The organism is Arcicella sp., from assembly GCF_964672035.1.
In genome coordinates, this window is record NZ_CBABQS010000028.1 from 1 (window position 1) to 17,571 (window position 17,571).

The 17,571-nt window shown below is 37.2% G+C and carries 13 protein-coding genes; 10 read left to right on the forward strand and 3 right to left on the reverse strand.

Annotated features, from left to right (window positions below; translation table 11 throughout):
• Both AC1W31_RS09845 and AC1W31_RS09850 read right to left on the reverse strand, forming a co-directional pair.
• Window positions 1-1,214, reverse strand: a 1,214-nt coding sequence (locus tag AC1W31_RS09845; RefSeq protein ID WP_481734263.1) for a hypothetical protein, incomplete at its 3' end; no start/stop codon positions are given.
• Window positions 1,215-1,589: 375 nt separating this feature from the next.
• Window positions 1,590-4,925: a VPS10 domain-containing protein gene (locus tag AC1W31_RS09850; protein WP_481734264.1), complete on the reverse strand. Its 3,336-nt coding sequence runs from the start codon at window positions 4,923-4,925 to the stop codon at window positions 1,590-1,592.
• Between the two features lie 125 nt (window positions 4,926-5,050).
• On the opposite strand from AC1W31_RS09850, the gene AC1W31_RS09855 reads away from it, so the two are divergent.
• The gene (locus AC1W31_RS09855) at window positions 5,051-5,512 is read left to right on the forward strand and encodes an FKBP-type peptidyl-prolyl cis-trans isomerase (protein WP_481734265.1); all 462 of its coding nucleotides are present in this window, start codon (window positions 5,051-5,053) and stop codon (window positions 5,510-5,512) included.
• Window positions 5,513-5,596: 84 nt separating this feature from the next.
• Here the strand turns inward: AC1W31_RS09855 and AC1W31_RS09860 are convergent, their stop codons facing one another.
• Entirely contained in the window at window positions 5,597-7,687 is a 2,091-nt protein-coding gene (locus tag AC1W31_RS09860) for a beta-galactosidase (RefSeq protein ID WP_481734266.1), read from the reverse strand.
• A gap of 434 nt (window positions 7,688-8,121) precedes the next feature.
• Here AC1W31_RS09860 and AC1W31_RS09865 point away from each other — a divergent pair, with 434 nt between their 5' ends.
• The 9 genes from AC1W31_RS09865 (at window position 8,122) to AC1W31_RS09905 (ending at window position 17,532) form a co-directional block, all read left to right on the forward strand.
• The gene (locus tag AC1W31_RS09865; protein ID WP_481734267.1) at window positions 8,122-10,170 is read left to right on the forward strand and encodes a kojibiose hydrolase; all 2,049 of its coding nucleotides are present in this window, start codon (window positions 8,122-8,124) and stop codon (window positions 10,168-10,170) included.
• A 66-nt stretch (window positions 10,171-10,236) separates the two neighbouring features.
• Window positions 10,237-10,824 (forward strand): transposase, encoded by a 588-nt coding sequence (locus tag AC1W31_RS09870; protein WP_481734268.1) that lies wholly within the window; start codon window positions 10,237-10,239, stop codon window positions 10,822-10,824.
• Window positions 10,825-10,948: 124 nt separating this feature from the next.
• Entirely contained in the window at window positions 10,949-11,524 is a 576-nt protein-coding gene (locus AC1W31_RS09875; protein ID WP_481734269.1) for a TMEM175 family protein, read from the forward strand.
• A gap of 149 nt (window positions 11,525-11,673) precedes the next feature.
• Window positions 11,674-12,240 (forward strand): cupin domain-containing protein, encoded by a 567-nt coding sequence (locus tag AC1W31_RS09880; RefSeq protein WP_481734270.1) that lies wholly within the window; start codon window positions 11,674-11,676, stop codon window positions 12,238-12,240.
• Between the two features lie 238 nt (window positions 12,241-12,478).
• A complete protein-coding gene (locus tag AC1W31_RS09885) occupies window positions 12,479-12,838 on the forward strand; it encodes a DoxX family protein (protein WP_481734271.1) in 360 nt (119 codons plus the stop codon).
• Window positions 12,835-13,758, forward strand: a complete 924-nt coding sequence (gene rlmF, locus AC1W31_RS09890; RefSeq protein WP_481734272.1) for a 23S rRNA (adenine(1618)-N(6))-methyltransferase RlmF — start codon at window positions 12,835-12,837, stop codon at window positions 13,756-13,758. Before AC1W31_RS09885 ends, rlmF begins: the two co-directional genes overlap by 4 nt.
• Before the next feature lie 204 nt (window positions 13,759-13,962).
• Window positions 13,963-14,766, forward strand: a complete 804-nt coding sequence (locus AC1W31_RS09895; RefSeq protein ID WP_481734273.1) for a phospholipase D-like domain-containing protein — start codon at window positions 13,963-13,965, stop codon at window positions 14,764-14,766.
• 84 nt (window positions 14,767-14,850) lie between these two features.
• Window positions 14,851-16,194, forward strand: a complete 1,344-nt coding sequence (locus AC1W31_RS09900) for a M24 family metallopeptidase (protein WP_481734274.1) — start codon at window positions 14,851-14,853, stop codon at window positions 16,192-16,194.
• Window positions 16,195-16,371: 177 nt separating this feature from the next.
• Window positions 16,372-17,532 carry a cytochrome-c peroxidase gene (locus AC1W31_RS09905; protein WP_481734275.1) on the forward strand — a complete coding sequence of 387 codons (1,161 nt, stop codon included), beginning with the start codon at window positions 16,372-16,374 and terminating at the stop codon, window positions 17,530-17,532.
• Window positions 17,533-17,571 lie beyond the last annotated feature (39 nt).

Below are 17,571 nucleotides of genomic sequence, written 5' to 3' on the forward strand. Positions count from 1 at the left end.
TCTTTTACTAAAATGGGCGTAGAGTTGACATTATTTTTAATGAAAACTTCCAAATAATCGCCCTGATTTATTTCGGCAATTGTTTCGAGTGTCAATTGAAAGCCTTCATTTTTTGCTCCTACTGAAATAGATGAATTCGGGGCAATTTGAATCAAGCCATTTTTATAAACTGCCACCGATAAATCTGAATTAGCTTCGGGTGTTTTTCCGCCCACGTTGATATATACACGTGCATTCAAAGGTCTTTTGCCCGTATAGGTAACTTTGTTAGATGAAATCGTAAATCCGTCTGATTTTATAGTGGTAGTTTCGCCAGCAATTTTTGCAAATAAATTCGGAGAAATCAATTTTGTTGGCGTCGCATTATCGTTCATATAAACAAATCCATAAGGCTTCGTATCGGGCAAACCGATGCCATTTTGCCTCATTTCCCAGCCAGGCGTAAATGAATCAAATCCTGTTATTAAAACTGCTGGGCCTCTGAAAAGGTTACCGTTCATTCTGGCTTGATCTACTTTGGCTTTTGCGTTGAATTTGACGGCTGTATTACCTGAAAACACAAAATAATTATTCGATAAATCAATATCACTTGCTTCAAAATCAGGCATAAATTCAATGCCTACGCCCGAAGAAATACCCGTAATGTAATTAAAAGCACTACAAAATTTACCCGTCGAACCTGAAATTTTCAAACCATCACGGCATCGCCAAAAATTGGAAGTAATGTACATCGAATTAAACCCACTAAATCGCCCAACGCCTCCGCTGACCATTCTTGGCGCTTCAATGACCGAATTTCCAGCTAATAAATTTAGGGTTTTTGTACCCGTATTATCCTCGAAATCATAAGCAGTAGTAGTGACTCCTAACGGAATCACACACACTTTTTCTAAATAAACGTCTAAGTCTTGGCTTCTCAAAACGGCACCTTTTACGGCTGAAATAATTCTATCTTTCGTTGGGTCAAGTCCTCTGATACCCGCTCCGTTCATATTAATGAAATTTTGTCCAATATCTACGCTTCCAACAATAATATATACTTTGGATGGGTTTAGCGTAATTCCTCCGTTTTGCTGACTCGGGAAATCTCCCACCGCATCTACATAGACGATATTGGCAGGGAAAGGATTTTGTGATTCTTTTTGGGCAAATGAATCGTTAAAGAAAATTGAGAAAAGTAATAGTGTTTTTGTAATCGTAATTAGCTGTTTCATACTGTTTATTGATTAAATTATGTGTATATTACAAGTTTTGAAAGTGTGTAAAATGTAGTAAATAAACTCGATTTTGTTTATGCTAAAAATTGCGAAGGGCGGACTTATTACTAAAATCTATTTTTCACAAAGGCCTTATTTTGAGGAGTTTCAAATAGTTACTACCAAAATTCGAACATTACATTTCTATAATTGTTTGTTTTATTTTACAAGATTATTTTTTACATTTTTAATGCCGATTATCATGATTTTAACATGATTACATACTGAAATTCGTTCAAACACAAATATATTTATGAAGGATAATGCTAACCATAAAAAAAGCTACAATCCCGAAATTATTCGGGATTGTAGCTTTTTTTATGGTTATACTTTTTACTTCCCTTCTCCAATTGGGGAATAATCCTTGAAAGTTTTCACTGGATTTGCTTCCACTTTTTTACGATATTCAAGCCAATTATTGGCAAAAAAATTATTAATTTTTTCGATGGATTCTTTCGTCAAAATCTCCAATTGTTCAACTAAATTAATGTCACCTTTGGTCGGGCTAATCTGTTTTGAACTAATATAATTCATCGCTTCAAAAATCTTGCCTTGCGCTGTTACTTGGTACGGTCGTCCGTAGCCTTGCTTCTCGAATTTTTTCCCCGTAATGATTTCTCTTTTTACCTTGATAGAATCTTGAATCGATTTACTGGCTTTTCCTAAATCTTCAAATGTTTTGCCCTCTTTATCTTTCACTTGGCTTTGAACAGCTTTCGCAATTTCTTCGGCTTCAGAGAGGCGATCGGTGGCTTCGGTGAGTTGGGTAATTGATTTTTCCATGCGAGCGTATAAAACTCTCTGTGCAGTTTTTACTTCCGTTGAAATTGGCACTCTTGGGTCGTCTTTTACTTCAATCATGGTAGAATCTTTAGCATCTCCACACGTGAATACAGCCTTATATTTTCCCGATAAAACGTCAATTCCGTTACCGTCAGGTGCATTTTTCTTAGGTTTTGGTGTACCTGGAAAACGAACCCCTTTTTCCGTCATATTCCACATAAAAGACTGATAACCAAGCGAATCTGGCTTGTGTTGTAAAGTTCGGATAAGTTTATTTTCAGCATTATATATTTTCACGTAAACGGTATCATATTTCATTCCACTTTTCTTAGTCGTATCCTTGGGCATACTTGGAGCAACTGCTACATTATCCGTATTTTTAACTTCTAAGCGCTTATTTTTAGCTTTTTCTCCACTTTTAATATTCGAGTTTGATGCTTTATTTTCCAATATATTTTGGGTATCCTTTTTCACCGAACTTGTATCTTTCTTGGGTGGATTATAAAAATAACTCAGTTTAAAACCCTTCTTACGGTTTTCTCCTGTGTAATTAGCGTCACCCGCAAAACCTGCACCTGCGGCATCTCTATAATTGGCCATATAACCCGTAGCATTATCAAAAGTGGCTAATTTTTGGGTTAAAATCGTCCCATTTGTTGCCGCAATTTGACGAAGCGGACGAATATTATCCAAGACATAAATGGCTCTTCCGAAAGTGGCAATTACTAAATCAGCTTCCCGTTCCTGAATACTTAAATCCATGGTTGAAACGGGTGGAAATCCATTTTTCCACTGCGTAAAATTTGCTCCTTCGTCCACACTTACCCAGAGTCCTTGTTCGGTACCAACAAACATTAATTTTGGCTCCACGATATCTTGCTGAATCGCCAAAGCGTAACCCACCACTTTTTTATCATCCACCAAATGCGTCCACGTTTGTCCGTAATCTTTCGTGCTGAAAATATACGCTCCCATGTCTCCTTGTCGGTAATTATTAGCCACCACAAATGCCTCTCCAGCGTTGAAAGTTGATGCTCTAATTTGCGGAATCCATGATTCCTTCGGCAACCCAACAATTTTGGGGGTAACATTTGTCCAGTTTTTACCGCCATCTCGGCTTAATTGCACATTTCCATCGTCCGTACCTACCCAAATCACACCTTGTGTCACGGGCGAAGGTGCAATACACAAGATGGTGTTATGATTTTCGGCAGAAGTTACATCCAACGTCAATCCGCCCGTTTCATCGGCCGCTTTTTGTTGAACTTTATTGTCCGTCGTTAAATCGGGTGAAATGGTTTCCCAATTCATTCCTTTATCAGTTGATTTATGGACAAATTGCGAAGCATAATAAATCGTTTTTTTGTCAATTGGGTCAAGGGCAAACGCAGCATTCCAATTAAAACGTAAACGAGTTTTGAGGTCTGGAGCATTTGGACGAATAAAAACATTAGCACCAGTTTCGGCATCGTATCTTGCTAAATTTCCACCTTGCGACATCGCATATCCGTGTCTAACATCTTGAAGGTCAGGCATAACGTCAAAACCATCACCGCCAACCATCATTTGCCAATGCCAACTTCTGATGCTTCCTTCTTGCCATGTATAACCTGGCCCACGCCAAGAACCGTTGTCTTGCAAACCTCCGTAAACATTGTACGGAATTTCATTATCAACATTTATATGGTAAAATTGTCCAATGGGCAACGTTTCCGAAAAATTCCATTTTCTACCTCTATCTCGGGAAATAGCAACCCCACCATCGTTTCCATTAATGATAAAAGAAGGGTCTTCTGGGTGAATCCAGAAAGCATGGTGGTCGGGGTGAACGCCTTCGTAAGGAACAATCACTTTGAAAGATTTTCCACCATCTTCACTCATCGAAATCATTTGAAAAATACCGTACACTCTATTTTCATTTTTAGAATCTACGGCAATATCCCAGAAGTAAAAAGGTCTATTTCCTTTGATGGTTTCGGCATCGTCATCATTTATTTTTTCCCACTTTACCCCGCCATCGTCCGAACGATAAAGCGCATTTTTAGCAGATTCAATCAAAGCATAAACTCGGTTAGGTTCCGAACGTGCAATTGCAATACCAATTCTGCCTAAATCGCCTTCTGGAATACCATTAGGCTTATTTGCCAACTTTGTCCAGTTCTTTCCACCATCTAAAGTTACATAAAATCCTGAGCCTTTTCCACCCGATTTGAAATCGTAAGAATTGCGGTGATGTTCCCACATGGCCACGAATAATTTATTGGGATTACTTGGATCCATTACCATATCACCCACGCCCGAACGCTCGTTGGTATAAAGGATTTTCTCCCACGTTTGTCCACCGTCGATGGTTTTGAAAACACCTCTTTCAGGATGATCAGCGAAAGGATTTCCGATAACGCCTACGTACACAATATTGGGGTTTGTTGGGTCAATAATTACTCGGTGAATGTTTTTAGTTTTCTCCAAACCCATTGATTTCCAAGTCTTTCCACCGTCGAGCGATTTAAAAATACCTGCTCCAAGATTGACAGAATTTCGAGGATTTCCTTCGCCCGTTCCTACCCAAACTACCGATGGATTGGACTGTTGAATGGCAATTGCTCCGATGTTAATAATTGGATTTTCGTCAAAAATAGAAGTCCATGTGGTTCCGCCATTTTCAGTTTTCCAAACGCCACCCGAAGCAGCTCCTGCGTAAATAATGTCAGGATTTGATACCACCGCATCAATCGCCGTGATTCTACCCGACATAGCCGCTGGGCCAATGGCACGAGCTTTCATGTTTTTCAATAAATCGGTTTTGAGTTTTTGGGCATTAATTTGAAAAAGAAGGAAAAATGACACGATACCGATTAGTAGCGTTTTAATAAAATTTGATTTCATTTTTTAAAGGTTTTGTGATGAAGTCTCAATTTCGGAAAAAAATGGAGCATTGGCAAAAAAATGTTTGATACGATTCTAAATGATATACTTACCTTTGTGTGTAAATAATTAAACTCTCCCAACAAATGTTAAAATCAAAATTATTTTTCGTTGTATTTTTATCCGTTTTAATTTCAAGTTGTAGTAGTGAAGAAACACTAACACCCGAACAAGAGAATCAAAAAATAGAAGCATATATTACTGCAAAAAAAATAACCATTACCGAGAAAACGACTTCTGGTTTGCGTTATGTTGTTACAAAAGCCAATTCAGCGGGTGCGAAAGTAGCAAATGGACAGACAATTTCGGTTATCTATGCGGGAAGATTATTGACCGATAAGCAATTTGACGCAGGCAATTTTTCTTTTGTTTTAGGTTCAGGAGGAGCAATTGCTGGTTTTGACCAAGGAATTGCCAAAATGAGAGTTGGCGAAAAAGCAACGCTTATTTTTCCTTCAGCTTTAGGATATGGCTCAAAAAGTCAAGGTTCGGATATTCCTGCTTATTCGCCCTTGGTTTTTGATATTGAAGTGGTTTCGGCGAGATAAAAAATCATGAAAACTCATTAATAAAAATAGGTTTATGCACAACGCTTAAACCTATTTTTATTAATGAGTTTTCATGATAAGAAACTAATCCTCCTCAATAATTTCCATTCCCCAAGCGCCCAAAGATAAAGTTGCGTTTTGAGTTACAGACGTATTTGACAGTAAATTTTTACCTCCTTTATACGGATATTTTACGGTACTTGGATTTGCCGAATAATTGAAATAATAATGCACCTTTTTCCCCTGTTGGTTCACGCCCGATTTTGTAATTAATGGAAAATATAAAGCCTGGTCAACACGCCAAAGATTGGCTTTTGTTAACGCTTCTTTCAATATTTTTTCGTTCAATACAGGCGTTGTCATGCAACCAATATATGTCGCTACGCCTTTTCCGTAGGCATTTTGCGTAATAGCTGCATATTTTCCCCAAACAGGATGGTCGTAATAAGCTAATACTTTGGAGGTGGTTGGCGTAATTAATTCCATCCAAGTATTCACCTTATTTTCTCCTGCACCCACTTGGTAAGGGTCGCCTTTTAACGAAACATTTTTCGGAATGGTGAATTGACTGTACGAAATTCCACAGGCTTCGTTGATAATACCTGGTTGTAAAGTGCTTCTGACTTTAACATTTTCATTCGAAAATCCACTTTTAAAAGTATAAACAACGTGGCCACCATTTTTTACGTAAAGGTTCAATTTGGTTAATAATTCATCCGAAGCGGCATATAAAGCGGGTATAACAATGAGTTTATATTGACTAAAATCTTTTACCGAAGGGTCGATAAAATCCGTTCCGACGTTCATTTTATAAAGCGCATCGTATAAAGGCCGTAAAATGTCGTTGTAATTTTCTTTGGCTCCCCAACCAAAACTAAAAGCATTGAAAGCCGTGAGGGCTTCGTTGCTAAAGAGAATGGCAACATCGTTTGTCTTTTTAAGATTCACCAATTTATCACTTAATCTTTGAAAGTCTTTTCCGATAGTTTTAGCTTCATTATAAGTTGGATTGGGTTCAAAATCGTGGCTCAACAAACCTTTCCAATAGGTTTCTGCCGAATTATGAATGGAATGCCAATGCCAATATTCCAACATATTTGCTCCCGAAGCCAAGTGACTGAACGCCTGTAAACGTAATTGATTGGGATACGGAACCCACTGCGGAAAACCTTGCGCTTCGGTTTCGATGACAAGATAATTTTTATTTTTCATCGAACGACCCACATCTCCACCAAACGAAATTTCAATACCCGTTAAATTATCTTGCGTAGGATGATAGATATCCACGCCCGCAAAATCCATGGTTTTACTGGCATCGAAATGATTGACATCGGTTTGAATTCCGTAAGAAATTCCACGCCATTCGAAGTCGAAATTTTGCGTAACAAATTGGTTTGGTTTGCTGTATTCTTTGACCAACGCTACTTGCCAAGCCAAATAATCAGTCACCAATTGACGTTGAAATGTTGAAAATTCTGAGTTTAAACTGGCATTAATTGAACCGACAGTTGAAGGAAAATCATTCCAATTATTAATTTTATTACTCCAATAATCTAAGCCAAAAGCCTTATTAACGTTATCTAAGGTCTTGAATTTATTTTTTATATATTCCACAAAAGCCTTTTGAACATTATCGCCAGCGGTATTATAATGCTTGGTTTCGTTATCGACTTGATACCCAATAATAGCAGGATGGTCTTTTACGTGTTCCATGATTTTGCGAATCACTCGTTCGGCATGAAAACGAAAATGCTCATTGGTAATATCCATATTTTGTCGAACACCGTAGCGGTTTTGTCCGTGGGCTGTTGTGGCCAAAACTGAAGGATATTTTTTGACCAACCACGTAGGAACCGCATAAGTTGGCGTGCCAATAATAACGCTAATATTGCCTTTGTGCATGGCATTTAGCACTCTATCAATGTGCGAAAAATCATAGACATTATCTTGCGGTTCTACGGTACTCCACGTTGATTCCGCAATTCTAACCACATTAATTCCCGCCTGATTCATCATGGCTACGTCTTTTTCAAGGCGTTCGTAAGGCATATATTCATCGTAATACGCAACCCCAAAAAGCAGTTTTTCGATTTTAGGAGATTGGGCGAAAACGAACGTTTGGAGCAAACAAAAGCCGAGCATTAACACCACTTTTTTGATGACAGAAAGATTCATTGGCAGTTTGGGTTTGTATTGTGTTAGATATTTTGCTACAAATTTACCGTAACCGTCATAGAAAGAACAAATAAAATGAAAAACTATTGGTTTAAGTACAATTTACATATTTCCACAAGCAATTATAAATCACTATTGTTATGAAGGTAATGATAATAGATGTTACTATTTTTTCGAGGAAATTAATGTGCTTTTTCATTTTACGGTAAACGGTTCACGGTGAACGGTAAGGGGTGAACAGTTATAAGAACGTTTTTTTTATTTACCGTTCACCGTTTACCCTTTTGTATATTTAAGATATTTCAACCAATTCTTGCCCCTAATTGCACTTTGTTAATGATTTCTTAAAGAATTTTCATAATTTCGAAATAGGAAAATTTGTTTAGGTACAGCTCTGTCTTAATTTCCTTCCATTTTTATAAAACCTCAATACAATGCAAAAACAATTATCTAAACTCTTAATTCTCTCATTCCTCATCGCTCACAGCTCATTGCTGAAAGCCCAAGACCCGTGGATTGTGAAAGCCGACAAAATTAATCCAAGTAACTATTACGGCGTAACGGTTGCCAATGGTATGATTGGGATTGTTTCATCACCCGAACCCTTGAAGGTGAAAGATGTGGTTTTGAACGGTGCTTTTGATACCTACGGACGTGGAAGAGTTTCGAATATTCTTAAAACTTTTGAATTCGCCAACATGGATTTGGAAGTAGATGCTCGCCGTTTGGGAAGAGCTGAGATTAGTAATTATGAGCAATCGTTAGACATGAAAAATGCGATTCTAACCACTACTTTTGATTATCAGGATAAGGTGTCGGTTAAATATTCAGTTATGGCATTACGTCATTTGCCGTTTACCATGATGATTGATGTGGAGGTAAAAGCCAAGAAAGACTGCGAAATTACGCCCCATAGTGTAATGTCTGCCCCAGATATGTTGCGAGATGTCAAAAATTCTTATGCGCTAATTGACCGTCCACACGCTTTAATTCCTTTGATGACTTCGGTAGCAAAATCGCCAACGGGCAAGCATACGTTAGCAGCTTCTAACTCCTTTATTTTCAGCGAAGAACGGGGAAAAGAACCGCAATTAATTCACGAAGAATGGGACTACGGAATGCACCGTTTGAAGTTTACGAAAAAGATGATTGCGGGAGAAACCTATTCATTTAGTATTGTGGGTTCAACGATTTCAACGGAACAAACCCCCGACCCACAAAACGAAGCCGAAAGACTAACAATTTATGCGGCTTTGGAAAAACACGACCGTTTATTGAGTCGTCACAAAGCCGATTGGGTAAAACTTTGGACTTCCGACATCAAAATCGAAGGCGACCCAGAAGCACAACGGGCGGCCCATTTTGCGATGTATCATTTGTATTCATTTTGTCGTGAAGGACAGGCGTATAGTCTTTCGCCCATGGGACTTTCGGGTTTGGGGTATAATGGACACGTGTTTTGGGATACTGAAATTTGGATGTACCCTGCCATTTTGGTTTTGCATCCAGAAATGGCTAAATCAATCTTGGAATACCGTTTTGAACGCATGGAATCTGCTCGTGCCAATGCAAAATCGCACGGATATAAGGGCGTAATGTTTCCTTGGGAGTCAGACGATAAAGGACAAGAAGCCACGCCAGTTTGGGCTTTGACTGGGCCATTTCAACATCACATTACGGGTGATATTGGATGGGCATTTTGGAAATATTATGAAGTTACGAAAGATAAAGAATGGCTCAGAACTCGTGGATATCCATTATTGAAAGAAGTTGCCGATTTCTGGATAAGTCGTGCGGAGAAAGGAACGGACGGAAATTATCACATTATCAACGTAGTTTGTGCGGACGAATGGGCGGAAAATGTGGACGATAATGCCTACACCAACGGCATGACAAAAGAGGTTTTAGGTTTCGCAATTGATGCGGCCGATGAGTTGAAAATTACGTCAAATCCAAAGTGGGAGGAGGTAATGAACGGATTAGTAATTCTGAGAAATGCCGATGGCGTAACGAAAGAACACGCTACTTATACGGGTGAGACAATCAAACAAGCAGATGTAAATTTATTGTCGTATCCAATGCACCAAGTTATTGAAAAAGAGCTAATTAAGAAAGATTTAGATTATTATGAAGCCCGTATGTCAACCGATGGACCCGCCATGTCGCAGGCGATTATGTGTATTTTACACGCCCGTTTGAATAATACCGACAAGGCTTTTGAACTCTTCACCAAAAGCTATAAACCAAATGAAGTTCCACCGTTTGGCGTATTATCAGAAACCGCAGGAGGCACAAATCCCTATTTTGCCACGGGTGCAGGAGGATTTTTACAAACGATTCTAAACGGTTTTGGCGGTTTGGACATTGGCGAAGAAGGTATCACCCAAATCAAAGACATTAAACTTCCCAAAACTTGGAAATCTTTGACGATTACGGGAGTTGGGGCTGAGAAGAAGACGATTGTGGTTTCTAATGAGAAGTAGTAACAAACTGTCCCAAGGGTTTAAAACCCTTGGGACAGTTAAAGATGAAAATATATCAAAAATAATATGGAAAAATTCTCAAATAGTTTTCAACCAGACACCTATTATCATGTTTATAATCACGCTATTGGACATGAAAATTTATTTAGGAATACAGGCAATTACCACTATTTTCTTAAAAAATATGCCGAATATCTACATCCTGTCTGTCAAACGTATGCTTGTTGTTTAATGCCAAATCACTTTCACTTATTGATTAAAATACGCAGTAGAAATATTTTATTCGAAACTTTGGATTTTCATAAATTAGTAATGTTGCAGTTTCAACATTTTTTGAATGGATATGAACAAGCAATTAAGAAACAATTTAATCGTAAAGGAGGGCTTTTTCTGAATCATCTTAAAAGAATAGTAGTCCCAACTGATAGTTATTTTACTTCCCTAATTCACTATATTCATTTCAACCCTATTCATCATGGATTTTGTAGAAAATTAAGCGATTGGCAACATTCATCCTATAATGCTTTTTTATTAGAGAAAACTACCCGCTTGGAAAGAGATGAAATTTTGAATTGGTTTGGGAATCGAGAGCAATATTTACGATTTCATGAACTGACTCTTGATACACACAGATTTAGTGAAATTGAATTTTAAAATTTTCTGATGGCTTTCATATAAAGAACAATTTTAATCTTCTTAAGGGTTTTAAAACCCTTAAGAAGATTCTTCATTACCCTTGAATGTGCTTTGTATTATACTTAAATTTAAATCAAAAAATATGTCAAAAACCCGCTTAGAAGCTTTCAGCGATGGTGTGTTAGCCATCATTATTACCATCATGGTTTTAGAACTAAAAGTGCCTCATGGCAATACCCTAAAAGATATTCAACCACTTTTAGGTATTTTTTTGAGCTATATTTTAAGTTTTATTTATGTACTAATTTATTGGAACAATCATCATCATTTGTTTCAATCGGTCAAACACGTCAACGGCAAAGTATTATGGGCTAATGGCCATTTATTGTTCTGGTTATCCTTGTTTCCATTTGCTTCAGGATGGATGATGGGCGAAAATCATTTTACTCCCGTACCAGTGCTTTTATACGCCATAATTGCGTTGATGTCGGGATTTGCTTATAATATTCTGACCGAAACATTATCGAAAATTCACGAAGAAGATTCGGTTTTCAAAAAAGCTAATCGCAGTACACGCAAAGGGATTGCTTCAATAGTTTTGTATTTTCTGGCTACAATTTTGGCATATTTCGTACCAATGGTTTCTTGTGGAATTTTTGTGGTTGTAGCCATTATGTGGTTAATTCCTAATCGAGATATTGAGAAAATTATCCACTAAATTTCACCCAAAATTATCATAAAAATATAGATTATGGCCAGTAACTAAGTTATCAAGTTTTTACATAGATTTCAGAAAAAAATCGCTTAATTTCCTACTAATTACCACTTTTGATAAGATAATAACATAACTTTTAAATTTCAAAGTAAATGAAAAGGAGCAAATTCATCGTATCAATATTAGCGGCCACAGCGGTTTCTGTTTCCGTAAAATCAACGAATAAAATGGGAAATTCAAGGACTGATAGAGGTTTCAAAGTAAAGGCAGGCGAAGGCAGAACACATGGACACCTTAAATTAAAAGGGGTTAATGCCAATGTATTAGATGTAAAAATATCTGGAAAAGATACTAACAACGGCTTTGCCATGTTTGAACAAACTTCACTATCGCAAGGGCGAGGGACTCCTTTGCACGTGCATCCTTACCAAGATGAAATGTTTTACGTTGTTGAAGGGGAATATTATTTTCAAATTGGCGAAGATAAATTTCGTGTCAGCATGGGCGAAACCATTTTCCTACCCAAAAATGTACCGCACGCTTGGACGCAAGTATCCGAAAAAGGTAAAATGACCGTTATTTTCCAACCCGCAGGGAAAATGGAAGAATTCTTCGTAACCATGTCAGCATTAGACCATGAACCAACGCCAAAGGAAATTACCCAAATTTTCATTGATAATGAAATGCAAGTGGTTGGTCCGCCACTGAAAATTGAATAATTATCCAAAATTGACTCCCTCTTAATTCTCCACCACAGCGACTATATCAGGGTTTTTAACTACCCATAAATGCTCAGCATATCCCACAAAAAGATACTAACCAAATTAAAATGCCGTTTTCTATCACAAAATTCCTTAAATTGAACCTCAGTGAAGTTTTGATATTTTTGAAAGTCCCATAAAATGTCATGTTCAAGACGTAAATCGCAATTTGTAACCCATTTTAAAGAATCAATTAATGCAACCCACGAAACTAATTCTAACCTTCCTCTTTGGGATTTTTATGATACTGGCAGGTATAAATCATTTCCTAAAGCCCGAAATGTACGCCCCATTTATACCATTTTTTTTACCAACCGAAACCACCAATTATTTGTTTGGTATTTTAGAAATTGTTTGTGGCGTAGGTGTATTTATTCCTCCATTTCGTAGTTTGGCAACTTTAGGCATTTTGGCGATGATGTTGCTTTTTTTACCACTTCATATTTGGGATATATTCAAAGAAAAACCTGCTATTGGAAGTCATCAAATAGCATTAATTCGGCTACCAATTCAATTTGTATTGATTGCGTGGGCATGGTTTATTAGTAAGAAATGAAAGAGATACAAACCGAAAAAAACAATCTTCATCCACGAAATCCGCATCGTTTTCGGTATGATTTTCAAGCATTAATCAAAAGTTGTCCAGCACTGCTGCCTTTCATTTTTATCAATAGATATGATTCTGAAACCATTGATTTTGCCAATCCAGAAGCGGTAAAAATGCTCAACAAGGCTATTTTAAAGCATTTTTATAACATTTCTAATTGGGATATTCCCAAAAACTACCTCTGCCCTCCTATTCCTGGACGGGCTGATTATATTCATTATATTGCCGATTTATTAGCGTCTTCAAACAATGGTATTATTCAAAAAGGAAAGTCAATAAAAGTGCTTGATATTGGCGTTGGAGCCAATTGTGTGTATCCAATTATTGGCAGTCACGCCTACGATTGGCAATTTGTCGGCACCGACATTGACCCCATAGCGATTCAATCTGCCAAGAATATTATTGAAAATAACGAGGTGATTTCAGATAAAATTGAGGTGCGATTACAAACTTCTTCAGCTAATATTTTCAAAGGAATAATCTTGCCCGATGAAGTTTTTGAAGTATCAATTTGCAACCCTCCTTTTCATACTTCTTTGGCTGAAGCAACGGCAGGAACGCAACGAAAAATAAAAAATTTAGGCGGCAAAAAATCTTCAAACCCCACCTTAAATTTTGGAGGACAAAATGCAGAACTTTGGTGTGAAGGCGGAGAGGAAAGTTTTGTAAAAAAGATGATTCTCGAATCGGCAACGATACCTAATCAATTCGTTTGGTTTACAAGTCTAATTTCAAAAAAAGAACATTTGCCCAGTATTTATCGGGCATTAAAAAACGTAAAAGCCCTTGAAGTTCGTACCATTGATATGGCTCAAGGGCAAAAAACGAGCCGAATAGTCGCTTGGAGTTTTAGGAAAAATCAAGAATAAAATTTGGCTAAATTATATCTAAAATTATTGACAAAAAATGACAAAAATAAAGTCATTTTAAGCCCATTTTAGCATAATACAAACCTTGGAAATTCGTTTAAATTATAGGTAAAAAATTTACTTATGTAGGTCAATTCAATCTTAATGCAGTTTTTTCATTAATAACGAATTCATTTCAGAATATAAAAATAAATCAGCTTTGTGATGAGGATAATAACCACACCTTGGAAAAATGAATTACTTGAATTAGTGTCAACGGCTAAAAAATCAATCAAAATTATCTCTCCATTTATCAAAGAAAACGTTTGCCAAGAATTACTTTTAACAAAACAAAGTCAAGCAAAATTTGAATTGATAACTTGCTTCAAATTCTCCCATTTCTGTTCAGGCAAAAGTGATTTATCAGCTTTCGATACCATCCTTACCGCCAACTGCAAAATAAAAATCAATCCAAGAATCCATTCAAACATTTACCTTTTTGATGATAAAAAGGCCATCATTGCTTCGGCAAATTTATCCGATGCAGGATTACTGAATAATTTTGAATATGGGATATTTTTAGATGACAAAATAATGGTGGCAGACGTTTTGGAAGATTATAATATCATTGCTAAACACGAAGAAACTCGGGCGGTAAAAAAAGCAGAAATTGAAATCATCAAAAAAATGCTTTTGCCGATTCAGAAAAATACTACCCAGAAAAAATTACGGTTATCAAAATTTGAAGTTGATAATATCAGAGAAACTTTTGATGTAGCAGATGCGCCAGCCGATGCCATTGCAACGGCTTTTGAAGGTTGGCAATTAGAAGTTTTCAATTGTATAAATTTAACCCAACAACAAGTTTTTACGTTGGAAGAAGTAAATTTATTCGAGAACCATCTCAAAAAAATCTTTCCTTCTCAGAAAAATATCCCCGAAAAAATAGAAATTCAAGTGAAGTATTTTACAGATTTAGGCTTAATTAATTTTTTAGGGGACGGATTTTACAAAAAACTGTGGCGGTAAGTTAATTAAATGCTTACAATAGGTTTTTGTCAATAAAAAAGCAAAAAACTCCTTAGCAATAACCTTTCAAAATAAACATTTCTTATGAAAAAAATCTTACCCATTTTCCTAATCCTTTTCACAACATTCACGGCAATTGCGCAATCTAAAATCCTTCCCGAACGTGAACGGGCAGAGGTAATTGATGAATTATTGGAAGATAAAATGACCAATCTTTTGCCCAAATTGATGCGAAAAGAAGGCATTGATATGTGGATTTTGATTTCAAGAGAATACAACGAAGACCCCGTGATGAAAACGATGTTGCCCGCCGTTTGGCTGTCGGCAAGGCGTAGAACGATTATGGTTTTCTCGGATAGTGGCGGAACAAAGGGCATTGAACGTTTAGCCATTGCTCGGTATGACGTGGGAAATTTGCTCAAAGGTGAATGGGATTTAAAAACAAATCCCGACCAATGGGATGCTTTGATGAAAACAATTCAAGAGAAAAACCCTAAGAAAATTGGACTCAATTTCTCTAAATTTTACGCTCACGCCGACGGTTTGACCTACACCGAGCAGAAAGAGTTTATGGACAAATTACCCGCTCAATTTCAAAATAGGGTAGTTTCAGCTTCCAATTTGGCCGTTAATTGGTTGGAAACTCGTACCGAAAGAGAGATGTCGATTTATCAACAAATTTGCAGAATCTCACACGAAATTATTCAAGAAGCATTTTCTGATAAAGTCATTCAACCAGGCGTAACTTCCACGGAGGATGTAGTATGGTGGATGCGTCAGCGAGTAACGGATTTGGGCTTGGAAACTTGGTTTCACCCAACAGTAGATATTCAAAGAGCCGACCCCGATAATTTTGACCATCTTCGCACATTCACCAAACGTCCAACCAAGCAAATCATTAAACAAGGCGATTTATTACATTGTGATTTTGGAATTACGTATTTACGCCTCAATACCGACCAACAACAACACGCATACATATTGCGAGCGGGCGAAAGTGATATTCCCGATTTTCTAAAAAATGCCTTTAAGCAAGGCAATCAAGTGCAAAATTGTTTGACTGATAATTTCAAAATTGGCATGTCGGGCAATGAAATTTTATCAAAAGCTCTCGAACAATCGAAAAAAGAAGGCTTAAATGGTACAATTTATACGCACCCAATCGGAAATCACGGACACGCAGCAGGCCCCACCATCGGCATGTGGGATAATCAAGGCAAAACCATCGGTAGTGGTGATTATCCACTCAATCCAAATACCGCATTTTCAATCGAATTAAATGCCGCCGTAGAGATTTCTGAATGGAAAAAAACCATCCGAATTATGTTGGAAGAAGACGGTTTTTTTGATGAAAAAGGTTTTCGATACATCGACGGAAGACAGACCGAAATGATAACAATTCCAAAAGCTTTGCAGGGAGTGAAATAAATATTTAAAGAAAATTATTTCACTCCGCAAGTTTTTCAAAATAAGTTCATCTAATTAACAAGAATTAACCAATAATCTCGTTTGTCTTATGAATCTTCCACATTCTAAATCATAATTCGTTGATAGAAATTTACGTAAATCTTTTTTACTGCTCAATTTTCCAAATTTTTATCCATTATGAAGAACCACAAAACCCTACTTTTGGCATTTTCATGCCTTGTCTTCTCACTTTTTGTTTTTTCTTGTAAGAATAATGACCCTGAAGTAGCCACTGTTTCGGAAGAATTAACGCCCTCAGCCCTAAAAGTTGATGCCATCACGGCAAGTCCACAAACCATTGCCTTAGGAAAAATGTTATTTTGGGATCCAATTTTATCGGGCAATAAAGATGTTGCTTGTGCCACTTGTCATCATCCTGCCAATGGATACGCCGATAATTTGGATGTATCAATTGGTGTAGGTGGCGTAGGTTTAGGCGTAAATAGGCATTTTTTAAATCCGAGAACGGGTGTTTTTGTCAAAAGAAATTCCCAAACCATTTTGAATACTGCTTTCAATGGGATGGATGTAAACGGAAATTATGACCCAATTAATGCGCCAATGTTTTGGGATTCGAGAGTAAAAAGCCTTGAAAATCAATCCGCTGAACCCATAAAAACATTGGAAGAAATGCGAGGAACGAAGTTTACCGAAACAAATGCCTTGGATAGTGTGGTGGCAAGGTTAAAAAATATTCCAGAATATCAGTTGCTTTTCAAAAACGCTTTTGGCACAACGCAAGCAATTACTATTCCCAATATGAGTGTGGCAATTGCCGCTTTTGAAAGAACTTTAACTGCCAATAATTCCCCATTTGACCGTTATAAAAGGGGTGAAAAAACCGCCATGAATGCCTTAGAAATTCAAGGAATGAACGCTTTTCAGACTGTAGGTTGTGCGGGTTGTCATACGGGAAGTATGTTTTCGGATTACCAATTACACGTGCTTTCAGTACCGGATAATGCCAAATTAGCTACGTCTGATGCTGGTGCAAATGGCACGTATAGTTTCAGAACGGCCAGTTTACGCAATTTGAAAGTAACGGCTCCCTATATGCACAGTGGTGTTTTTGGCACTTTAGACGATATTTTAAGATTCTATGGAAGAATCGCTGGTGGAAATTCTCAAAATCCAAATGTGAATATTATACAAGTGGATGCAAAAATTAGAAATGTAAGAATTCAGAATAATACCGCCGCATTAATTGCTTTTATTAACACGCTTTCGGACGATAATTTTGACAAAACCGTTCCTACCTCTGTACCGAGCAAATTGAATCCTGGAGGAAATATTAAGTAGAACAAAAGGATTTTCATTAGCTAAATTATCCGTAAATTT

Excerpts from the sequence above, each read along its gene's own strand:
- AC1W31_RS09850 (WP_481734264.1), bottom strand. The coding sequence starts at position 4,925 with ATGAAATCAAATTTTATTAAAACGCTACTAATCGGTATCGTGTCATTT.
- AC1W31_RS09855 (WP_481734265.1), top strand. The coding sequence starts at position 5,051 with ATGTTAAAATCAAAATTATTTTTCGTTGTATTTTTATCCGTTTTAATT.
- AC1W31_RS09860 (WP_481734266.1), bottom strand. The coding sequence starts at position 7,687 with ATGAATCTTTCTGTCATCAAAAAAGTGGTGTTAATGCTCGGCTTTTGT.
- AC1W31_RS09865 (WP_481734267.1), top strand. The coding sequence starts at position 8,122 with ATGCAAAAACAATTATCTAAACTCTTAATTCTCTCATTCCTCATCGCT.
- AC1W31_RS09870 (WP_481734268.1), top strand. The coding sequence starts at position 10,237 with ATGGAAAAATTCTCAAATAGTTTTCAACCAGACACCTATTATCATGTT.
- AC1W31_RS09875 (WP_481734269.1), top strand. The coding sequence starts at position 10,949 with ATGTCAAAAACCCGCTTAGAAGCTTTCAGCGATGGTGTGTTAGCCATC.
- AC1W31_RS09880 (WP_481734270.1), top strand. The coding sequence starts at position 11,674 with ATGAAAAGGAGCAAATTCATCGTATCAATATTAGCGGCCACAGCGGTT.
- AC1W31_RS09885 (WP_481734271.1), top strand. The coding sequence starts at position 12,479 with ATGCAACCCACGAAACTAATTCTAACCTTCCTCTTTGGGATTTTTATG.
- rlmF (WP_481734272.1), top strand. The coding sequence starts at position 12,835 with ATGAAAGAGATACAAACCGAAAAAAACAATCTTCATCCACGAAATCCG.
- AC1W31_RS09895 (WP_481734273.1), top strand. The coding sequence starts at position 13,963 with ATGAGGATAATAACCACACCTTGGAAAAATGAATTACTTGAATTAGTG.
- AC1W31_RS09900 (WP_481734274.1), top strand. The coding sequence starts at position 14,851 with ATGAAAAAAATCTTACCCATTTTCCTAATCCTTTTCACAACATTCACG.
- AC1W31_RS09905 (WP_481734275.1), top strand. The coding sequence starts at position 16,372 with ATGAAGAACCACAAAACCCTACTTTTGGCATTTTCATGCCTTGTCTTC.